Raw genomic sequence first — 19,165 nt, 5'->3', positions numbered from 1 at the left:
GCTGCAACATGCCGGAGTACAAAGTAAAAACCTCTCCGTAGGGGAGGGGTGTGAGAGGGAGTGCGGAAAGCCGGATCTCTTTCTGCCGGAGGAGGTGTCGATCCCCTCCTTTCACTCTGCCTCCATGACCGATCGCGGGACCCTGTCGACCTGGTGATTCCCCCGCATCCTTCTTGGTTTGCGAAAGCGCCGGTGCTGTTGTAAGTTTTGAGCCTGTTACCGGAGACTACGATCGGAGGTCGATAATGGCACAGGGGGAACGAAGGACGGTGGCGCTCGTGACGGGAGCCGCGCGCGGGATCGGCAGGGGGATCGCACAGAGGCTCGTGGCGGGAGGGTACGCCGTGCTGCTGGCGGACATCGACGGCGCGGCGGTTGCCGAGGCGGCCGCCGCGCTCGGCGCACCGGACGCGGTCCTGGCGGTGGAGGCCGACGTCGCGGACGAGCGGTCCGTGCAGGGGGTGATCGCCCGGGCGCTGGCCCGCTTCGGACGGCTGGACCTCCTGGTCAACAACGCGGCGCTGGCCCGGGCCCACGCGGCGCCGGTGCATGAACTCACCTTGGCGGAGTGGAACAGCGTCATCGGCACCAACCTGACCGGCGTCTTTCTCTGCAGCAAACACGCGGTCCCCCATCTCAAAGAGAGCCGCGGCAGCATCGTCAACATCTCCTCCACCCGTGCGCTCCAGTCGGAGCCGGACACCGAGGCGTATTCCGCCAGCAAGGGGGGGGTGCTGGCGCTCACCCACGCGCTTGCCATGAGCCTTGGGCCGGAGATCCGGGTGAACTGCGTGAGTCCCGGGTGGATCCATAACGGCGACGAGGCGGAACTGCGGCCGCTCGACCACCGGCAGCATCCGGCGGGGCGGGTGGGACGCGCGGCGGACATCGCCGAACTGGTGGTTTATCTCGCGTCGCCGCGTGCCGGCTTCATCACCGGCCAGAATTTCGTGGTGGACGGCGGCATGACGCGCAAGATGATCTACGAGGAATAAGGGGGAGAGAGGGGACCTGCTGCCACGAAGCGTTGTAGGTGAACCCCTTTTGCAAAGGGGACTTTACCAGCGGAACATAGTTGCTAATTCCAAAAGAAAACGGGATGCGGCCCCTGGTCATCGGGCTGCATCCCGTTTGTCGTGGTAGCGGCTGGGCGCCGCTTGTTCCGTCCAGGTCCTAGCGGATCCGGTTCAGCCTGTGCTGGTACAGGTAGTCCGCACCCTGGTAGTAGGCGAGCATGTCGGCCAGCATGCCGTTGCTCACCGGCTCGCCCTTGGCGTCGCCGGTTTTGCGGTCCACCTTGTACTGCGCCGCATACTGGCGCGGCCCCAGGACCAGGAGCTCGTTCTCGGTCAGGTACCCAAGCTTTTGGTAGGTCGAGATGAACGCGCGTCCCGGCTGGCCGGATTCCTTGAAGATGTCGCGTCCCAGGAAGTCGCTCTGGTAGCTCATGTTCATCAGGCCGAGCACGGTGGGGGCGACGTCGATCTGGCTCATCAGCTTCTCCACCCGGGCCGGCTTGATGTGTGCCGGGGAGTAGATGAGCAGCGGGATCTCGTACTTCTTGATGGGGATGTCGGTCTTGCCGGCGCTGCCGGCGCAGTGGTCGGCGACGATGACGAAGATGGTGTCCTTGAACCAGGGCTTGCTGCTCGCCTCCGCGATCAGCCTGCCGATGGCGTAGTCGGCGTATTTCACCCCGCCGTTGCGCCCCTTCTTGGCCGGGATGTCGATCCTCCCCGCCGGATAGGTGAAGGGACGGTGGTTGGAGGTGGTCATCACCATGGAGAAGAAGGGCTTGCCCGTCTCGTACGACTTGCTCCCCTCCTTGATGACCTTGCGGAACAGGTCCTCGTCGCACACCCCCCAGACGTTGGCGAAGGTGATCTCATCCTTGGCGAAGTCGGTGCGGTCCACGATGGAGTAGCCGTTACCCGAGAAGAAGGCGTTCATGTTGTCGAAGTAGCCGTGCCCGGCGTAGATGTACTTCGACTGGTACCCCTTGGCGTTCATGATCTCGCCCCAGGAGCGGAAGCCGCCGTTATTGGGACGTTTCACGATCGAGGTGCCCGGCAGGGGGGGGACGGAGAGGGTGAGCGCCTCAAGGCCGCGCACGGTGCGGGTGCCGTTGGCGTAGAGGTTCGTGAACAGAAGCGACTGGGAGGCCAGGCGGTCAAGGTTCGGGGTGAGCCCCTTGTCGTTGCCGAAAGTCCCCAGGTAATCGGCCGACAGGCTCTCCTCGATCACCACCACCAGGTTCAGGCGCTTCTCCGGCCCCTCGGCGCGGATGGTGCGGGTGAAGCGCTCGGACTTGGGATCGACGAAGCTGTTGTTGCGCTCAGCGACCAGGGTCCTCAGCCGTGCGTTCACCTGGTTCTGCGGGAGCGTGCGGTAGAACCTGGTGAAGGGGAGCTCGTTGTTGATGAAGGCGGCAAACAGGTTGTAGACCCCGTTGCCCGCGATCTCGTTGGCGTAGTTGTTCGTGGAGATGGTCGACTGGGAGATGTTGACCACGCCGTAGGAGAGGACGGCGGGGAGCAGGAGCAGGAACCCGGTGCGGTGGTAGGCGCCGTTGAAGGTCACTTCCGCCCCGCGGGCAAGCGGCTTTCTGAGGACCCAGCAGACCGCCGCCGCCACGGCGCCGATGCCGGAGAAGATCGCCGACAGCGGGTAGGACTCCCGGATGTTGCCGACCACCTCCTGGGTGTAGACCAGGTAATCGATGGCGATGAAGTTGAAGCGGGTGCCGAACTCGTCGAAGAAGATGTACTCGGCGCAGACGTCGAAGATGAGCACACCCACGAACAGGCCGAAGAAAAGGCGCACCAGCCACATGTGCCGGCGGTGCGTCGCCGCCCGGCGCGGGACCAGGATCAGGTAGAGCGCCAGCGGCACGATCGCATAGGCGAGCGTCGCCAGGTCGAAGTAGAAACCTGCAGCTGCCGACTTGAGCAGCAGCGAGAGCTTGAGGCCGGCCCCTTTCGGGGTGGCGGCCGCCAGCATGATGCGGATGGCAGTGGAAACTGCGAGGAAGGTGAGGGAGACGAAGGCGACCAGCCCCAGTCGGTGTTTCGGCATAGAGAAACCTCTTGAATGTTCTTACGGCAAAATAGGCCTATAGTACGGTAACGCTCCTTGCCGATGCATTGCAGGGAGATGACATTTCTGTCATGTAACTAGGTGGGGTATTCGGCTTTCGCGTCGAGGACGGCACGTACCTTCGCGGCGAGGTCGTTCATCGTGAAGGGCTTGGAGATGAAGTTCACCCCCTGGTCCAGCACGCCGTGATGGGCGATCACGTTGGCGGTGTAGCCCGACATGTAGAGACTCTTGACGTTGGGACAGAAGGGGAGCAGCCTGCGCACCAGGTCCCTGCCGTTCATCTCCGGCATCACCACGTCCGTGACCACCAGGTCGATCCGGTCGCGGTACTGCCGCGCGACTTCCAGGGCGTCCGCCGGTTTGGATGCCGGCAGCACCTGGTAACCCTGCAGGGCCAGGAGCGATACGGCGACGTTCAGGATGCTCGGCTCGTCCTCGACCAGCAGGATGGTCTCGCTGCCGCCGTGGGCCGGGGCCGGAATGGCTTCCGGCACGGTTCGCGCCCCCTCCTCGCTGTGCCGCGGCAGGTAAATCTTGAAGGTGGTCCCTTCCCCCGGCTCGCTGTAGGTGTTGATGAAGCCGTTGTTCTGCTTGACGATGCCGTACACCGTGGCGAGCCCCAGCCCCGTGCCCCGTCCCACCTCCTTGGTGGAGAAGAAAGGTTCGAAGATCTGCGCCAGGGTCTCCTGGTCCATGCCGCAGCCGTCGTCGCTCACCGCCAGCAGGACGTACTCGCCGGGGACGAAGTCGAAGTGCGCGTTGCAGTAACCGGCGTCGAAGGCGACGTTGCCGGTCTCGATGGTGATCTTGCCTATGTCGGCGATGGCATCGCGCGCGTTGACGCAGAGGTTGGCCAGGACCTGGTCCAGCTGCGAGGGGTCGATGCGCACCTTCCAGAGTTCCTTGCCCGGGCTCCAGGCGAGGTCGATGTCCTCTCCCACCAGGCGCTTGAGCATCTTCAGCATCTCTTCCACGGCGTCGTTCAGGTTCAAGACCTTGGGTGCGATGGTCTGCTTGCGGGCAAACCCGAGCAACTGGCTGGTGAGCGCCGCCGACTTTTCCGCGGCCTGCCGGATCCCCTCCAGCCTCACCAGCGTCGGGTGGTCCGGCCCCAGCTCCCGTATCCCCAGCTGGGCCAGCCCCATGATGACCGTGAGCAGGTTGTTGAAGTCGTGCGCCACCCCTCCGGCGAGCCTCCCCACCGACTCCATCTTCTGGGCCTGCTGCAACTGGTGCTCCAGCCGCTGCCTTTGCTCCTCGGCCCGTTTCAGCTCGGTGACGTCGGATACCAGTACGTAGAATCCGCGGGCGGAGCCGTCCACCAGGTCGGGTATGTAATGGGACCAGACGTAGGCGACCTCGCCGTCGCGCTTCACCAGCGTCCTTTGGAAATGCTGCGGCTCTCCCGCAAGGACGGCGCTAACGTGCGGTTGGTTCTGGGCGAAAAGCTCTTCTCCCAGGAGTTCGCGCATGGTGGTGCCGATGATCTCGTCAGAATTCCTGCCGAACCACTCGCGGTAGGGGCTGTTGGCGAAGCCGCAGGTCAGGTCCGCATTCCAGTACCCCACCAGGCCCGGCAGGTGGTCGGTCAACAGGCGCAGGAAGCGCTCGTTGGCCTGAAGCGCCGTCTCGAAGCGTTTTCTCTCGGTGATGTCCTCGGTGAAGATCACGATGCCGCCGACCTCGCCGGTCGCTTCATACCAGGGGCGGATCTCCCATCTGATGTACTGCAGCGATCCGTCGGCGCGCCGGAATTCGTCCGCCTCCTCCCGGAGGGTCTCGCCGGCCAGCCCGCGGCGGTGAAACTCCTTCCAGGACTCGGGGATCTCGGGAAAGACCTCGTAGTGCGACAGCCCCAGGATGTCGCGCTCCCCCAGGCCGTACATGGAGAGCCAGCGGCGGCTCACCTCGAGGTAGCGCATGTCGCGGTCGAACATCGCCAGTGAGGCGGGCGCCGCCTCGAAGAACAGGCGCAGCTGCGCGTTCTTCTGGCTCAGGCGCTCCAGGCTCTCCAGGCGCCCGCGGTCCGCTGTCGCCAGCTGGCGGAGGAAGCGGTTGATCAGGAAGTAGAGGAGGGTTGCGGTGCAGAGGATGAAGACGAACCCCTTGGTGACGGCGATCTTAAGGAGCGTCCCCTTGTCGTCGACGAGCAGGTCGATGATGTGGTCGGAACCGTAGATCCAGGCCAGCCCGAAGAGGGCATAGATCCCGACGATGCGCACGGTCTGGTTCTGGATCGGGGGACGGCGGCCGGAAGACGCGGTACCCGAAGATTGCTGGTCATGTTTCTGCAACGGTCGCTCCTGTCTCTCCCCGAGGGGGGGGCGGAAAGCGCAGGGTGACCACGGTCCCCGCGCCGGGACGGCTGGCCACCGAGGCGGTGCCGCCGTGAAGGTTCATGATGGAGCGCACGATGGCGAGCCCCAGTCCGCTCCCCTGGTTGTAGATCTGGCGGGCCTGCGGCGAGCGGTAGAACCGGTCGAACACCCGTGGCAGTTCCGCCGGGTCCATCCCCATGCCGTCGTCCTCGACGGCGATTTCCAGGCCGCCGTCGTCAGTCGGCCGCAGCTTCACCCTGATCTCGCCGAAACCGGAGCCGTAGTGCAGGGCGTTGGAGATGAGGTTCCCCACCGCGCGCTGGAACAGGTTCGGGTCGACGCTCACCCCCCCGTCCCCTTCGATCACGATCGCGGTATGCTGCTCGTCGGCGAGGTTGCCGTAGTACTCCGCCAGCCGTTCCACCTCCATCCGCGCGTCGATCAGGACCGGCTGGTGCCCCCGGTCCGGCCGCGCCAGGAACAGGATGTCCCCCACCATGCGCGAGAGCCGCTCGTACTCCTCGATGGCCGACTCGATGATGTGGCGGTACTCCTCCTCCGAGCGCGCCCGGGAGAGCGCCACCTCGGCCTCCCCCCGCAGGTTGTTGATCGGGGTGCGCAGCTCGTGGGCCAGGTTGGCCGAGAACTCCGAGAGCCGGGCGAAGGATTCCTCCAGCCTCCCCAGCATGGCGTCCAGCGCCACGGTGAGCTGGTCCAGTTCGCGCGGCCAGTTCGCCGTCCCGATGCGCTGGTGCAGGTCAGCCTCGGTGATCTGCGCCACCTTTTCCGCCATCTCCTGCAGGGGCCTCAATCCCCGGCGCGTGATGGTCACCCCCAAAACCGCCGCCAGGAGCAGCCCCGTCGCCACCGATGCGGCGGTCCGGATCAGGTACTTGGACATCAGCGCGTCCTCGTCGGTGATGTCCAGCGCGACCTGGATCAGCCGGTAGTGAGGGTTGTCGCGTCGTCCCGCCCAGGCGGCGTTGAGCAGGTAGTGCCTCTTGTCCGGAGCACGGTACTTGCGGCCGCGGCTGATCTTCTCGGCGCTGGTCACTGCCGGCGGGAAGAGCTCAACCGCCAGCCCCGCCATCGCCGGCGACTGCATGAGCGTGCGCCCCTCGGCATCCTGGACCCGCACCAGGTGCCGGCTCGGCTGCCCCGGCTTGTTAGCGGGGATCTGGTCCCTGAGCGCGTCCGGGTGGCGGGCGATGATGTCCCGCAGCGTCTCGATCCGCTCCACCAGGAAATCGTTGTCCTCGTAGTCGAGGTCTTTGTGGAGGGCCTTGAATTGGAACCAGTTGGTGCAAAGGAGGATCAGCAGGGTAGCGACCAGGTAAAAACCCACCAGGCGGGCGGTGATCGAGCTGGAGCGGGGTCGGTCAGGCCACTTCGTCGATGACATAGCCGACCCCCCTGATGGTCTGGATGAGTTTCAAGGGAAACGGGTCGTCCACCTTCTTTCTCAACCTCCTGATGGCGACGTCCACCACGTTGGTGTCGCTGTCGAAGTTGATGCCCCACACCTGCTCGGAGATGGTGGTGCGGGATAGCACCTCCCCCCGCCGCCTCAGCATCAGCGCGAGGAGCTGGAATTCCTTCACGGTGAGGTCGAGAGACTGGCCGCCGCGCCTTGCCTTGTGCCGGACCAGGTCGAGTTCGAGGTCCGCCAGCCTGAGCAGTTCGGTCTGCTGCAGGGGGTGCCGGCGCAGGATGATCCTGATCCGGGCCAAAAGCTCCGAGAAGGCGTAGGGTTTCACCAGGTAGTCGTCGGCCCCAAGCTCCAGGCCGTGCACCCGGTCGTGCACCGCGTCGCGGGCGGAGAGGAAGATCACGGGGACATCCTTTCCGGCCGCTCGCAGCTCCTGGATGATGGCCCACCCCCCCTTGACGGGGAGCATCACGTCGAGGATGACCAGGTCGTACTGCTCGGTCATGGCCAGGTGCAGGCCGTCCTCGCCGTCGTTGGCGATGTCGGCGCTGAAGCCGTTCTCGGTGAGCCCCTTCTTCAGGTAGTTGGCGGCCTTTTGCTCGTCTTCGATGATCAGGATGCGCATTCGGTTCCCTACTCCTCGTCAAATACCGGGAGGAGTATATATCATCGGACGCGATAACTTAATAAAAAAGAGCGCCTACACCCTGAACCACCCCACCATGCCGTTCAGTTCTGTGGCGAGCTGCGAGAGGCTGCCCGAGGAGTGCCGGATGTCGGTGAAGGAGCTTCTCAGCTCCTTGGCGATCTCGTGCACCCCCTCCATGTTCTGGGAGACCTCGCTGCTGGTGGAAGACTGTTCCTCGGCGGCCACGGCGATCCGTTGCACCATGTCCGCCACCTGCTCCACGTAGCTCACGATCTCGCCGATGGCCCCCAGGGTCTGCTGCACCTGTCCCTGGACCTTTTGCACCGACTCCCTTTCCTCGTGCATGTAATCGACCGAGGACCTGACGCTGTTCTGCATGGTCTTGACGGTCTGGGAGATCTCCTGGGTCGCGGTGCTGGTCCGTTCGGCCAGCTCCCGCACGTTGTCGGCGACCACGGCGAAGCCGCGTCCCTGCTCGCCGGCGCGCGCCGCCTCGATCGCCGCGTTCAGGGCCAGCAGGTTGGTCTGGTTGGCGATGTCGTTGATCAGGGTGACGACGTCGCTTATCTCCTCCGACTGTTTCCCCAGCGACTCGACCTTCTGGGCCGCCTGCTGCACCGACTCGGCGAAACGGTCCAGCTCCTGCGCCGTTTCCTGCATCGCCTGTTTGCCTCGCTCGGCGATCCCCTTCATGTGGGTGGCCGCGTCCGAGGTGTCGCTGGAGTTTCTGGCCACCTCAATGGTGGTCTGGGTCATCTCGGTCATGGCGGTCGCTGACTGGTCGATGCGCGCCGTCTGCTCCTCTGCCCCACTCTCCAGGGCCACCGCCGTGGCGGAGAGCTCTTCGGAACTGCTGGCGAGGCTCTGGGTGGCGTCCTTGATCTTGCCCACCATCCCCCTTAAGTTGTCCACCATCTCCGCCATGGCCGCCTGGACCTTGCCCACCTCGTCGGCGTTGTTGCTGTCGATGCGGATCCCCAGGTCCCCCTTGGCCACCGCCTGCGACACCCCCAATAGCTGGGCCAGCGGTCGGGAGATGGAGCGGTAGACCCAGATGCCGAAGATGATGCCGAAGATGACGGCACCGAGGCTGATGGCGGCGATGAGCAGCGTGGAGAAGCGCACCATCTTGTTCACGGTCGTGATCGCCTTTTCCTGGTCCACCTGGGCGACGCTCACCGTTTTCTGCCCGCTCTCCGCTTGCTGCTTGACGATCTCGCGCAGCTTGCCCATGGCGGTTGCCGCCTTGGCCTCCATGTCGAGCCTGTTGCGGATCTTGGAGAGCACGCCGTCCTTTACGAAGAGGAGCCCCTTGATGGTGGAGAGTGCCCCCTCGGCCTGGCGCAGCAGTGCCATCTCTCCCCTGGCGTTGAGCTTTGAGAGTGCCTTTATGAGCTGGCCGTCCACCTGTGCTATGTGCACGAAGATGCCGTTCAGCTCGGCCTCGATGGCGTCGACATCCTTGCTGGTTCCCGCGGTGAACAGACGCGAGGCGAGCCCGTCCACCTTGAGCCCCAGGGAAAGGAGCTCGGAGTTGCTGGCCATCACCCCGGTGGCGATGGTCGAGTTGCCGAAGTAGGACGACTGCTTGCGGCTTTCCGAGGAGAGGGTGTCGGAGGCCATCGCGGCCTCCTGTTCCAGGACCAGGTTCACCGCGTTCATCTTCTGGGTGATCTCGGAGAAGAGCTGGTCCCGCGCCGAGGTGTCGGTGACGCCCGGTTCCAGCGCTGCACCCTGCGCCTTGCCGAAGGGGGCGATCTTGGAGTTCAGGTACTTTAGGTCCCCGGAGATGCTGCCGGAGCTTCTGGCCACCTCGTTTTGCAGCGCCTTGTTCATGGCGGAGTTGCACTTGGCCTGCGAGATCAGCACCCCCTTCTTGCTCTGGGCCTTGCTCACCTCCATGAGCCCCAGGTGGAAGTCCTTGAGCGTCAGCTTGAGCGCCTCCACGTTGCGCACCCGGTCCGAGACCCCCTTGGTCTCGGTCACCGATCTGCTGTAGGAGCTGGAGCTTGCCGACTGCAGACCCTTTATCTTGGCATCGAGTTCCTTGAGGCGCGCGGTCGCTTCCCGGATCCGCTCGGTGATGGCCTTGTTGGCCGCCGCCGCGTCCTCCTCGGCCTTTAGCTTACCCCGGGTGACCGTGAAGATCTCGCCGGCTATGCCGGTCAGGGCCTGATGCGCCTCCAACTTCACGTCGCCGGAGAGCGCCTGCAACGCCCCCTGGCCGGTCTCCACCACGGCCAGCGATTTGTCGGACTCGGTCTTGGCCGCCTCGAATTCGCCGCGGTTTCGGGAGACGCTCGCCTTGATCAGGTCCGCCGTCGCCTCCTGGATCTGGCGTTGGAACTCGACCGTCCTCATCTGGAAAGGGGTGCTGCGCTGGGTGAGGTCCTGGAGCTTGCTGTCGACAAAGCGCAGGCCTACGATGCTGGCGACGGCGACTCCGGCGACGATCAGGATCACGGTGATAACGTTCAGGGTCAGCTTGGTCTTGATAGTCATGCATTTGCTCCGGTCTGTAGGCGCTGGGGAAACGGTAGTCGGGTTACTGCTTTATGTAGCCTTGCCCCTCTCCCTTTATGAAGGAGATCAGCTTTTGCACCTTGGCCGAGGGAGCCCCCTTGGTGATCACGATCACCGGGCGCGCCACGTCCGGCGTCTTCACTGTCTTGATGGTGGCGTCCAGCATGGTCACCGGGCCGAAGGCGATGGCTTCCGGGTTGGCGGCCACCTTTTCGCGCACGTCCTCGAACCGCCCCGCCTCGACCACGTCGGTGACGAAGGGTGCGTCCCCCATGGCGAGCTTCTTGAACGCGGCGTTGGTCGCCGGGTTGATCGCGGAGAGGACGATCAGGATGGGGGCGTCGTTGCCCCCCACCTCTTTCCAGTTGGTGATCTTGCCGGTGAAGATCCCCTTCAACTGATCCATGGTGAGGGCGGGGACCGGGTTGTCCTTATGGGCTACCGTGTAGATCTTGCTGGCGCCGATCTCGGTGGCTACGTAGGCGGACGGGTCCGCCACCTCGATGTTCTCCTTCCTGGCGGTCTTCACCAGGTCGGGGTAGGCGAGGCCGGCGGTGGAGAGGTCCAGTTCTCCCGCGATCAGCTGCTTGAAGGCGAGGGTGGCGCTGCTGAAATTGAGGTGCAAGGTGATGCCGGTGCTCTTCTCGAAAGCTTCCTTCACCGGTTTCAGATAGCCGTCGATGGGGGCGCCGCCCCCCCCCGCCTTGATCTCTTCACCCAAGGCGGTGCCTCCGAAGACCATCGATGCAACGAGTGCCAGACAAAACATCCCTCTTTTCATTCTACGTCCCCTCCTGGTTTGATGGATCTCTGTTAAGAGAAGTCACGCGTCGACGCAATCGCCGCCGTTACTGTTTGATGTACTTTTTGCCGTCGCCGCTTATGAAGTCGAGTAGTTTCTGCACCTTGGCCGAGGGCTTCCCCTTGGTGATCAGGGTGATATCGCGCGCAAGCTCCGGCGTCTGGACCGCCTTGACCGAGTCGTCGATCAGAGAGAGCGGACCGAATCCGATGGCGGAGGGGTTCGAGGCGACGTTCAACCTGACGTCCTCGGCCGTGGTGGCGTCGATCACGTCCTTGGCGACGGCCTTGTCGCCCAAGAACTTCTTGAAGAACATGCTGTTGGTGCCGGGAGTCAGCTTGCCGACCACCACGAGGATCGGCACGTCCTCTCCGCCGACCTCCTTCCACGAGGAGATTTCTCCGGAGAAGATCCCCTTCAACTGCTCGGCGCTCAGCTGGTTCACCTTGTTATCCTTGTGCACCAGCACCTTGACCTTGTCCTTGCCGATCACGACCGGGGTGAAGGCGCCGGGCTGGCCGACCTCGGCCCCTTCCTTCTTCATCAGTGCCAGCCAGTCCTGGTAGCTAAGCCCCGCCGCGGCTGCGTCCAGATCCCCCTTCTGCAGGTCCACGAAGGCGTTCTTCGGCCCGGAGGCGACGATGTAGAGCTTCAGGCCGGTCGCCATCTCGAACGCGGAACGGATCGGCTTTAGGATGTTCTCGGTGGGCGCGCCCCCCGCTCCGATCTTCAGCTCGTCGGCGCTCGCCTGGGTGGTGAGAACTGCAAGCAAAGACACGAGAAGCGCTGCTGCAACACGTATTACTCTCATAGCTATTCCTCCTGCTTGTTGATTAAGGGACCGAGAGACCACGACGGTCACTCACAGTCGCTAGCTCCTATTCGACACTCACTAACGAAAACTTGAAAATTAAAAAGACGGAGATCGGGGGAAGGGTTGTGACAGAGAAATGTTCCTGCTGTTACAGAGTGGTCGTGGTTTAACGGGGGGAGGAGCCGGGAACGCACCCGGCTCCTGTTTGGATGGTTAAAGCCGGAACTGCTGCACCAGCTGCTGCAGTTCTTCCGAGTTGGTGTGCAACTGGGCGGCGGCACTCGCCGACTCCTGCGCCCCCTGCGAGGTCTGCTGCACGACCTGGGTTATCTGCACGATGTTGCTGGAGATCTCGCTGGTGGTGGCCGTCTGCTCTTCGGCGGCGGTGGCCACCTGGTGGATCTGCATCGCCACGTCGTTGATCTGCTCCAGGATCTCCTGCAGCGCGCTTCCCGACTTGGCCGCTTCGGCCGTGCCGGTCTCGACCTGGTGCACCCCTTCTTCCATGGCGACCACGGCACCCCTCGTCTCGCTCTGGATCGCCTTGATCATCTCGCCGATCTCCCTGGTCGCCCTGGTGGTCCGTTCTGCCAGGGCGCGCACCTCGTCGGCGACGACGGCGAACCCCCGTCCCTGCTCCCCGGCCCGCGCCGCCTCGATGGCCGCATTCAGGGCCAGGAGGTTGGTCTGGTCCGCTATGTCCTCGATGGTGCCGATGATGGCTCCGATCTGGTCGCTGCGTTGGCCGAGACTCTCGACGGTCCTGGAACTTTCCTGCACCTTAGCTGCGATCTGTCCCATCACCGTCACGGTCCCTTGGACCACCTCCGCACCGTTTTGGGCGGTTTGGGCGGCGCGTTTCGCCCCCTCGGCCGCCATCTGGCAGTTGCGCGCTATGTCCGAGGAGGTGGCCGACATCTGCTCCCCGGCCGTGGCCACGGTGCCGGCCTGGGCCGCGACCTCCTCGGCGCCGGTGGCGATCTGCTCCGACGTTGAATGCAACTGGTTGGAAGCGGAGGCAACCTGGGCGGAGGTGTCGGCGACCTTGCCGATGGTGCAGCGCAGGTTCTCCGCCATCGCTTGCAGCGCGGCCATGAGCTGCCCCGTCTCGTCGCGCGAGGTCGACTCGATACGCGCCGTGAGGTCGCCGGCGCCGATGGCGCTGGCCGCGGCAACGGCGGCCTGGAGAGGCTTGGTGATCATCCCGGTTATCACGACACCGCAGACTATGGCGATCACCATGCCAGCGACAACCAGGACGGCCATCACCAGCGTCGCGGTGTTGGCGATCCTCGTGTTTTCCTTCGACGTCAGTTCTGCCTGCTTTTCCATCTCGTCCATCAGCTTGTTAAGCTGGTCCTGCTCGTGCAGCGCCGCCTTCTTGGCCTCTCCGTGCATGAGAGCCATCGCCTCGTCGACCCTGCCCGCCTGCACCAGCCCGGTCATCCGGTCGATGTGGTCGCCATAGACCTTGCGGGACTCCTTGAACTCGGCGAAGAGCTTGCGTTCCTCGGCGCTGTCCAGGTTTTTTTCGAAGACGGTAGAGCGTTCACCGATTTCCTTGCGCAGCTTGTTCACCATGGCCAGCGCAGCCTGCCTCTCGCTCTCCTCTTTGGCTTCCATGAAATCCCGCAGGTTGATGCGGACCCGCTGGAAGTCGATGGACATCTGGGCCACGTTTGCCAGCGGCGCCGTGATCCACTCGTAGAGATGGGTATCCGCGTCGTCAATCTGGCGGATCTTCAGTACCCCTACACCGCCGACCACCGCGCTTATGACGGCAATCAGCAGAAATGCTGAAAGCAATTTGGTCCCGACTTTGACGCTTGCCAACATGTTTCCTCCTCAAGGATCTTGGGGTTGTATTTTTCCCTTCTCTTCGGACCTGGTTTTCCACTTCAAAATCGGTCATTTGTTCGGGGAGGCTTCGATTACTCCCAATTTTCCTGGAGACGGTACCTCGAGGTCCGGCATGGCGGGGGCGGAGACGGTTGTTGAATGGCCTTTGCATTGCAAATTTTTTATGGCAGGATTTTAACCGTTGTGCCTTTCCCGTTTCTTGTGGACGCGCAGGTATCTGGCTTTACAGCCGAATGGGAGGAACTGCAATGAGCCGGTCGATTCTGAGCTACATTTACCCTCCGGGGTGCTTCGCACTGCCGGAGATCAAAGAGAACCGCTGCCCCTTGTGCGGGAATTTTCAGGTCGACTGTAGCTGCACCGAGTGCCAGCACCCGGTGCTGGTGGACGACAAAGAGGAAAAATGCGGCGTGCAGGGGTGCCTGGAACACCTGCTGGACCGAGAGCTGGTCGCCCGGATCGAGATGCTGGAAAGCCAGCTCGAAGACCTCCGGGAGGAGGCCAGGAAGAGGGAACGGCCGACCCCCCCCTGCCCGGTATGCGGCGAGGTGCTGGTGGTGGACATCTACAACAGCGGGCCGTATTCATGCCACGGGCACTTCTATGCGGGGGAAAAGTACGGCTGGATCAAGAGGGAGCGGTATTAGCCGATGGATTCGCCATAGTGTCACAAGGGCCCGCGGGATACCCTGCGGGCCTTTTGTCGTCGGGAAGCGGATTCCCCGTTGCGCGGCACCGCCTCGATGTTGTATCTATCGGAGGACCTGACGCCGTACCGGGAGGAATCATGGAACCGCGTAAACTGCTGCAGCAGATGTTCGAAGCCGCCGTTCGGTCGGCGCTTCCCGAGTACTGCGTGCCGCGCCACCTGCCGTCCCCCCCGAAAGGGAGGGTGGTGGTCGTCGGAGCGGGGAAGGCATCGGCGGCCATGGCTCGCGCCTTCGAAGACGCGTGGGATGGAGAGATCTCGGCGGGACTCGTGGTGACGCGTTACGGCTACGAGGTCCCCTGCCGCCGCATCGAGGTGGTGAGCGCATCGCATCCGGTCCCGGATCAGGCCGGGGGCGCGGCGGCGGCAAGGATGCTCGAACTGGTGCGGGGACTCACCTGCGACGACCTGGTCGTCTGCCTGATTTCCGGCGGCGGCTCGGCGCTGTTGCCGCTTCCTCTGCCGGGGGTGACCCTGGCACAGAAGCAGGAACTCAGCCGGGAACTCCTGAGGTGTGGAGCCGCCATCTCCGAGATAAACTGCGTTCGACGCCACCTCTCCGCCATCAAGGGGGGGAGGCTTGCCGCGGCCTGCCATCCCGCCCGTGTGCTTACCCTGGCCATCTCCGATGTTCCCGGCGACAACCCTGCCGATATCGCCTCCGGCCCGACCGTCGGGGATGCGACCACCTGCGCCGATGCGCTTGCCATAGTTGACCGCTACCGCATCCCGCTGCCCGGGTCCTTGCGGGAGCGCCTCGTCTCCGGGCGGGGGGAGTCGGTGAAGCCGGACGACCCGCGCCTGAGGAACGCGCAGTTCCGCCTGGTCGCCACGCCGCAGGCGGCACTGGAAGCCGCGGCGCAGGTCGCGCGCCGGCAGGGGATTGCCGCCCACATACTGAGCGACCGGATCGAAGGGGAATCAAGAGAGGTGGGTAAGACGCTCGCGGCGATAGCCCTGCAGGTGGCACGGCGCCGGCACCCTTTCGGCGCCCCCTGCGTCCTGCTGTCGGGAGGGGAGACCACGGTCACGGTGCGCGGCAGCGGACGCGGTGGACCCAATGTGGAATTCCTGTTGGCGCTCGCGCTGGCCCTGGAGGGTGAAAAGGGGATCTTTGCGGTGGCGGGGGATACCGACGGGGTGGACGGCCAGGAAGAGATAGCGGGGGGCTTCGTGAGCCCGGATCTGTTGCAGCGGGCCTGGGAGGCGGGGATCAACCCGAGGCTAAGCCTGGACGACAACGACGGGCACGGCTTTTTCGAGGCGTTGGGTGAAACGTTGGTGACCGGCCCCACGCTCACCAACGTGAACGATTTCAGGGCCATATTCATTGCCGGGTGATCAGGCCACGCTCTCGGTCATCAGTTTCTTCATGATGAGGACCAGGAAGGCGACCGCCACGATGAGGGCCGTGTCTTCCAGGGGCTGCCAGGGCTTGAAGGTGAGCGCGGAGTGGCTGTAGTAGTCGGAGACGTAGCGCGCCAGGCCGGCGAGCAGTGACACAAGGAGTGCTCCTCGCCGCCCTCCCCGCCAGGACACCAGGGATACCGGGGCGAGGTAAAAAAGCAGCAAGGAATAGTCACCGGTCAGGTAGTCGACATAACCCAACACCACGACCAGCAAATATCCCGTCGTAACCCACCCGCACCCGGCGCTGAGGAACTTCCGCATGAGACACCCCTGAGTTGCCCCGACGCGGGGGGCGAATCGCTGCTACGGCTTGATACTAAAAAAGCCGCCCGATGTCGACCACCGGGCGGCTTTTCTACTACAGGTGAAAACTGAATTACTTCGCAGCCGGAGCAGCTTCAGCGGCCGGAGCAGCTTCTTTCTTCTCGGCTTTCTTAGCAGCTTTCTTTGCTTTTTTCTTCTTAGCAGCTTTCTTAACCGGAGCTTTTTCTTCTTTCTTCACTTCAGCAGCCGGAGCGGCCGGAGCCGGAGCAGCGTCAGCAGCGAAAACAACACCAGCGAAAGCAACAGCAACGAGAGCAGCAACTACGGAGGACACGATCTTTTTCATTTGAGAATCTCCTAAAGGGTGATTTTGAACTTCTGTCCTTTCTATAGCATCAGCCGTGCCAGGTTTTGTAATGCTAGATAACTGCCTGATATCTGGTGAAATTAAATTTCCATTCACCCTCCGGGACGGCGAAGCATACCTTATTTGCTCAGCTGTTACCTCAAATGGGGTATCGAGAGGCGCTGTCAAAAAGTTTGACGGGGCACTGCATGAGCGGTGCCCCGTTTCTTTTAGTTGCTGCTACAGGCCTGTTGGCACTCTCATACGAATCTATGCCGTCACATTGACCGTCACGATCAACACCCGAGAGGCGATTGTAAAAGGGGGCTCTGAGTGTAAACTGGAAAACGATTTTCGAGCTGGTCGCCGGTGTCGGCATTGCGAAAGGCGCCGCCATTCGCGTGCTGATGACTGTGTTGATCGGCTTTCGGAGCAATCCCGTGCCGCGGTTTGACTTGCACCGTTAAGCTGCTATCAATTTAGCGTTCCACACCAACAACACTCAAGGAGGAAAAAGAATGAAACTTATCGCAGCGTTGACAGGAATCACTTTGCTTGCCGCCACCACCGTCTATGCCGGTCCCAAGAGCTACCAGGTGACCGGTCCGGTACTCGAAGTGAAGGACGACATGATCGTAGTTCAGAAGGGGAGCGAGAAGTGGCAGATCGCCAAGGACAAGGACACCAAGGTCACCGGGGATGTCAAGGTGGGGAGCAAGGTCACCATCATGTACACGATGAAGGCCGCCAGCATCGAGGCTAAGGACGGCGCCGCGAAGCCGGAGAAGAAGGAAAAGAAAAAGTAGGGAGATGACCCGGACGTTACGGTGCGAAAGAGATCGGGGAACTGGGGAGGAGCTGACATGAAACAGAAAAGCGTCGTCTACAGCTTGCGGGTCGCGGCCTTTGCCGTGGTGTTTGTGGCAGGATATCTCTGCGGCTCGATCACCGAGCACAGGGCCGATGCCCAGATGGGAGACTTGGGTAGCGAACTGTTGCAGAGGGCAGCCGGCAGCGGAGGTATCATCGGCAGCGTGGCCCAACTGGGCACCACCATCACCGAAATGGAGAAGAACGTGAGCGGTCTGCAGAAGAACATCGACACGCTGAAGAAGGTGAAGAGCGCCCTCGGAGGGAAGTAGCCGGCGGTCCGGGCGCCCCCAGGGAAACGGGTCACCCAGGCAGTTGGTTGGCAGGTTGATCGAGAAACCGCGTGGCCGGAGCAAGCCCGCAGCAGCAGAAAAGCCCCCGTGCGGTCACGAGGGGCTTTTCGTTACCCGCGTGTGCGGTGTGACGGCGGGTTTTCCCCCCGGACAAGCCCGATCACTGCCGAGTGTACGGCGGGATTCAAAGAAGGAAATGCCGGCGGAGCTGGTGGGATCAAGCGGTAGAAGGTGCTGTCCCGCCGGCAAGTTAGGGTAAAGCACATTAAATATTGTTGACACGCCTGCGCTCGTGCGATATGTTGCGTTCGCAAAAGCGAGGACCGATACACGAAAATACTAAACCATCCGCGAGGATGGGACGGAAAGCCTACAGGGTCTCACCGAGACAGCCGGGTCGCCGAAATATCACTCCAGATATCGAAGCCCCGGCTTTTTCGCGTCCGGGCGCGGCAGGGCCTGAACGGCATAGGCCGGTTTCGATACGACGGGAATATCCAGTGTGAACGTTCGGGTGCTTGGCATGATGCCGCGGGAGGGCTTATGTTTAACACAAAATGGACCTCAGACCTGGTGGTTGGTATCGAAGACATCGACCAGTGTCATAAGTACGTGGTCGAAAAGATAAACGAAGCGTACGACCGCTTCATGACCGGCCCCCCTCCCGAAGGGTACATCTTCGATGAAATCCTGGTGTACATGGCGCAGTGTTTCGACTACGAGCAGATGCTGATGATGGACACCTGCTATCCCGATTTTCTGGCGCACAGGGATGAACACGAGATTTTCAGGCAGAGGATGATAGACATCCGCAGTCCTCGAAATGCAAGCAGCAGCCTGAGCATCGACCAACTGGTTATCCTAGACCATTGGGTCAGTCATCACATCCGCGAGTGCGATGCGAAGCTGGGGGCTTTCGTGGGGGACCTGTCCGAGCCCCAGGGAAGGAGCAAAATCGCTTGAAGCCTGCCGGTTTCCCCTTTCCTTGCAGGGGATCTTTCCGGCTGTCGGCAGCTGCTTTGTAAAAAAAATCACCATTATGAAAAAAAATGTTGCAAACCGTTAGGCCATCTGTTAAAAGGTGGCCGTCGATTACAAAACTTTAAAAAAGTTCTCCGAACGGGCAAAACCAGAGTGATCTGGTGACGCAAAGCCACGGGTCCTGAATAAGGATAGCCGAGTTGCCGAAGAGATGAGTTACCCATCTTGGCATCCGGCTATCACCGATCAAGGGGCGCTCTCATCTTTGGCAGATGTGAGCGCCTTTTTTATTGGCACGGCGAGGTGTCTGGGCGATTTAAAACAGAATACGTTCTCCGAACGGGCAAAACCAGAGTGATCTGGTGACGCAAAGCCACGGGTCCTGTGAAGGATAGCCGGGTTGCCGAAGAGATGAGTCAGCATCTTGGCATCCGGCAAACCCCGATCTAGGAGCGCTCTCATCTTCGGAAGATGGAGCGCTCCTTTTTTTATTACTACCATCAGAGTACATGAGGCATGCGATGGAACAGATGACGAAACGGAACCTTGACCCGGAGTGGAAGCGAAAGCTGACCGAGTGCATGAAGGAGATAGGGCTTCTTTCCGCGCCGCACCTTCAGGTTACGGTGAACATCGCCGACTACCGCGTTTGTGACGCGGTCAGGAATGAAAGAATGAAGTGACCCGGCCCCGGGCCGGAGCAAGCAACAGCAGCATCAAACAGCGGTAAGTCTCATCCCTACGGGGCAAGTGAAACCCGCGTCATCAGCCGAACAACCGGCTGTGGCGCGGGTTTTT

17 protein-coding genes and 3 riboswitches are annotated in these 19,165 nt (G+C 62.4%); of the genes, 7 read left to right on the top strand and 10 right to left on the bottom strand.

Features of this window, described 5'->3' with window-relative positions:
- Positions 1 to 245 precede the first annotated feature (245 nt).
- Positions 246 to 995 carry an SDR family oxidoreductase gene (locus tag KP003_RS17450; protein WP_217300024.1) on the top strand — a complete coding sequence of 250 codons (750 nt, stop codon included), beginning with the start codon at positions 246 to 248 and terminating at the stop codon, positions 993 to 995.
- A 178-nt stretch (positions 996 to 1,173) separates the two neighbouring features.
- Here KP003_RS17450 and KP003_RS17445 read toward each other — a convergent pair whose 3' ends face one another.
- The 8 genes from KP003_RS17445 to KP003_RS17410 form a co-directional block, all read right to left on the bottom strand.
- Entirely contained in the window at positions 1,174 to 3,075 is a 1,902-nt protein-coding gene (locus tag KP003_RS17445) for an LTA synthase family protein (protein ID WP_217300023.1), read from the bottom strand.
- A 98-nt stretch (positions 3,076 to 3,173) separates the two neighbouring features.
- Positions 3,174 to 5,393, bottom strand: a complete 2,220-nt coding sequence (locus KP003_RS17440; protein WP_239027568.1) for a hybrid sensor histidine kinase/response regulator — start codon at positions 5,391 to 5,393, stop codon at positions 3,174 to 3,176.
- Positions 5,380 to 6,819 carry a heavy metal sensor histidine kinase gene (locus KP003_RS17435; RefSeq protein WP_217300022.1) on the bottom strand — a complete coding sequence of 480 codons (1,440 nt, stop codon included), beginning with the start codon at positions 6,817 to 6,819 and terminating at the stop codon, positions 5,380 to 5,382. Before KP003_RS17435 ends, KP003_RS17440 begins: the two co-directional genes overlap by 14 nt.
- Positions 6,797 to 7,471: a heavy metal response regulator transcription factor gene (locus KP003_RS17430; RefSeq protein WP_216497516.1), complete on the bottom strand. Its 675-nt coding sequence runs from the start codon at positions 7,469 to 7,471 to the stop codon at positions 6,797 to 6,799. The genes KP003_RS17435 and KP003_RS17430 overlap by 23 nt, the downstream gene beginning before the upstream one ends.
- Positions 7,472 to 7,546: 75 nt before the next feature.
- The gene (locus KP003_RS17425; protein ID WP_216497517.1) at positions 7,547 to 9,997 is read right to left on the bottom strand and encodes a methyl-accepting chemotaxis protein; all 2,451 of its coding nucleotides are present in this window, start codon (positions 9,995 to 9,997) and stop codon (positions 7,547 to 7,549) included.
- A 43-nt stretch (positions 9,998 to 10,040) separates the two neighbouring features.
- Positions 10,041 to 10,799: a substrate-binding domain-containing protein gene (locus tag KP003_RS17420; RefSeq protein ID WP_216789364.1), complete on the bottom strand. Its 759-nt coding sequence runs from the start codon at positions 10,797 to 10,799 to the stop codon at positions 10,041 to 10,043.
- A gap of 67 nt (positions 10,800 to 10,866) precedes the next feature.
- Entirely contained in the window at positions 10,867 to 11,631 is a 765-nt protein-coding gene (locus tag KP003_RS17415; RefSeq protein WP_216789363.1) for a substrate-binding domain-containing protein, read from the bottom strand.
- Between the two features lie 216 nt (positions 11,632 to 11,847).
- A complete protein-coding gene (locus KP003_RS17410) occupies positions 11,848 to 13,470 on the bottom strand; it encodes a methyl-accepting chemotaxis protein (RefSeq protein WP_216789359.1) in 1,623 nt (540 codons plus the stop codon).
- Between the two features lie 272 nt (positions 13,471 to 13,742).
- On the opposite strand from KP003_RS17410, the gene KP003_RS17405 reads away from it, so the two are divergent.
- Positions 13,743 to 14,141 carry a hypothetical protein gene (locus tag KP003_RS17405; RefSeq protein ID WP_216789357.1) on the top strand — a complete coding sequence of 133 codons (399 nt, stop codon included), beginning with the start codon at positions 13,743 to 13,745 and terminating at the stop codon, positions 14,139 to 14,141.
- Positions 14,142 to 14,281: 140 nt separating this feature from the next.
- Positions 14,282 to 15,544 (top strand): glycerate kinase type-2 family protein, encoded by a 1,263-nt coding sequence (locus tag KP003_RS17400; RefSeq protein WP_217300021.1) that lies wholly within the window; start codon positions 14,282 to 14,284, stop codon positions 15,542 to 15,544.
- On the opposite strand, the gene KP003_RS17395 is transcribed toward KP003_RS17400, so the two are convergent.
- Both KP003_RS17395 and KP003_RS17390 read right to left on the bottom strand, forming a co-directional pair.
- Positions 15,545 to 15,874: a DUF4118 domain-containing protein gene (locus tag KP003_RS17395; protein ID WP_216789354.1), complete on the bottom strand. Its 330-nt coding sequence runs from the start codon at positions 15,872 to 15,874 to the stop codon at positions 15,545 to 15,547.
- Positions 15,875 to 15,989: 115 nt separating this feature from the next.
- Positions 15,990 to 16,223 (bottom strand): hypothetical protein, encoded by a 234-nt coding sequence (locus KP003_RS17390; RefSeq protein ID WP_216497524.1) that lies wholly within the window; start codon positions 16,221 to 16,223, stop codon positions 15,990 to 15,992.
- Between the two features lie 518 nt (positions 16,224 to 16,741).
- Here KP003_RS17390 and KP003_RS17385 point away from each other — a divergent pair.
- From KP003_RS17385 to KP003_RS17370, 4 genes are all read left to right on the top strand, one after another.
- Positions 16,742 to 17,029, top strand: a complete 288-nt coding sequence (locus KP003_RS17385; protein ID WP_216497525.1) for a hypothetical protein — start codon at positions 16,742 to 16,744, stop codon at positions 17,027 to 17,029.
- A 57-nt stretch (positions 17,030 to 17,086) separates the two neighbouring features.
- A complete protein-coding gene (locus KP003_RS17380; RefSeq protein ID WP_216789352.1) occupies positions 17,087 to 17,365 on the top strand; it encodes a hypothetical protein in 279 nt (92 codons plus the stop codon).
- Positions 17,366 to 17,714: 349 nt separating this feature from the next.
- Positions 17,715 to 17,791, top strand: a riboswitch (cyclic di-GMP riboswitch).
- A 138-nt stretch (positions 17,792 to 17,929) separates the two neighbouring features.
- Positions 17,930 to 18,349, top strand: coding sequence for a bacteriohemerythrin (locus KP003_RS17375; RefSeq protein WP_217300020.1), 420 nt, complete (start codon positions 17,930 to 17,932; stop codon positions 18,347 to 18,349).
- Between the two features lie 149 nt (positions 18,350 to 18,498).
- Positions 18,499 to 18,575, top strand: a riboswitch (cyclic di-GMP riboswitch).
- 124 nt (positions 18,576 to 18,699) lie between these two features.
- Positions 18,700 to 18,775, top strand: a riboswitch (cyclic di-GMP riboswitch).
- Positions 18,776 to 18,888: 113 nt separating this feature from the next.
- Positions 18,889 to 19,050 (top strand): hypothetical protein, encoded by a 162-nt coding sequence (locus KP003_RS17370; RefSeq protein ID WP_216789348.1) that lies wholly within the window; start codon positions 18,889 to 18,891, stop codon positions 19,048 to 19,050.
- The last annotated feature ends 115 nt before the right edge of the window (positions 19,051 to 19,165 follow it).

The sequence above is a fragment of the Geomonas diazotrophica genome (assembly GCF_019063885.1).
Lineage (GTDB): Bacteria > Desulfobacterota > Desulfuromonadia > Geobacterales > Geobacteraceae > Geomonas > Geomonas diazotrophica.
Note: the sequence above shows the minus strand (reverse complement) of the source record. Positions and strands in the feature narration are given on the sequence as shown.

Coding starts and splice junctions, on each gene's coding strand:
- KP003_RS17450 (WP_217300024.1), top strand. CDS start 246: ATGGCACAGGGGGAACGAAGGACGGTGGCGCTCGTGACGGGAGCCGCG.
- KP003_RS17445 (WP_217300023.1), bottom strand. CDS start 3,075: ATGCCGAAACACCGACTGGGGCTGGTCGCCTTCGTCTCCCTCACCTTC.
- KP003_RS17435 (WP_217300022.1), bottom strand. CDS start 6,819: ATGTCATCGACGAAGTGGCCTGACCGACCCCGCTCCAGCTCGATCACC.
- KP003_RS17430 (WP_216497516.1), bottom strand. CDS start 7,471: ATGCGCATCCTGATCATCGAAGACGAGCAAAAGGCCGCCAACTACCTG.
- KP003_RS17425 (WP_216497517.1), bottom strand. CDS start 9,997: ATGACTATCAAGACCAAGCTGACCCTGAACGTTATCACCGTGATCCTG.
- KP003_RS17420 (WP_216789364.1), bottom strand. CDS start 10,799: ATGAAAAGAGGGATGTTTTGTCTGGCACTCGTTGCATCGATGGTCTTC.
- KP003_RS17415 (WP_216789363.1), bottom strand. CDS start 11,631: ATGAGAGTAATACGTGTTGCAGCAGCGCTTCTCGTGTCTTTGCTTGCA.
- KP003_RS17410 (WP_216789359.1), bottom strand. CDS start 13,470: ATGTTGGCAAGCGTCAAAGTCGGGACCAAATTGCTTTCAGCATTTCTG.
- KP003_RS17405 (WP_216789357.1), top strand. CDS start 13,743: ATGAGCCGGTCGATTCTGAGCTACATTTACCCTCCGGGGTGCTTCGCA.
- KP003_RS17400 (WP_217300021.1), top strand. CDS start 14,282: ATGGAACCGCGTAAACTGCTGCAGCAGATGTTCGAAGCCGCCGTTCGG.
- KP003_RS17395 (WP_216789354.1), bottom strand. CDS start 15,874: ATGCGGAAGTTCCTCAGCGCCGGGTGCGGGTGGGTTACGACGGGATAT.
- KP003_RS17390 (WP_216497524.1), bottom strand. CDS start 16,223: ATGAAAAAGATCGTGTCCTCCGTAGTTGCTGCTCTCGTTGCTGTTGCT.
- KP003_RS17385 (WP_216497525.1), top strand. CDS start 16,742: ATGAAACTTATCGCAGCGTTGACAGGAATCACTTTGCTTGCCGCCACC.
- KP003_RS17380 (WP_216789352.1), top strand. CDS start 17,087: ATGAAACAGAAAAGCGTCGTCTACAGCTTGCGGGTCGCGGCCTTTGCC.
- KP003_RS17375 (WP_217300020.1), top strand. CDS start 17,930: ATGTTTAACACAAAATGGACCTCAGACCTGGTGGTTGGTATCGAAGAC.
- KP003_RS17370 (WP_216789348.1), top strand. CDS start 18,889: ATGGAACAGATGACGAAACGGAACCTTGACCCGGAGTGGAAGCGAAAG.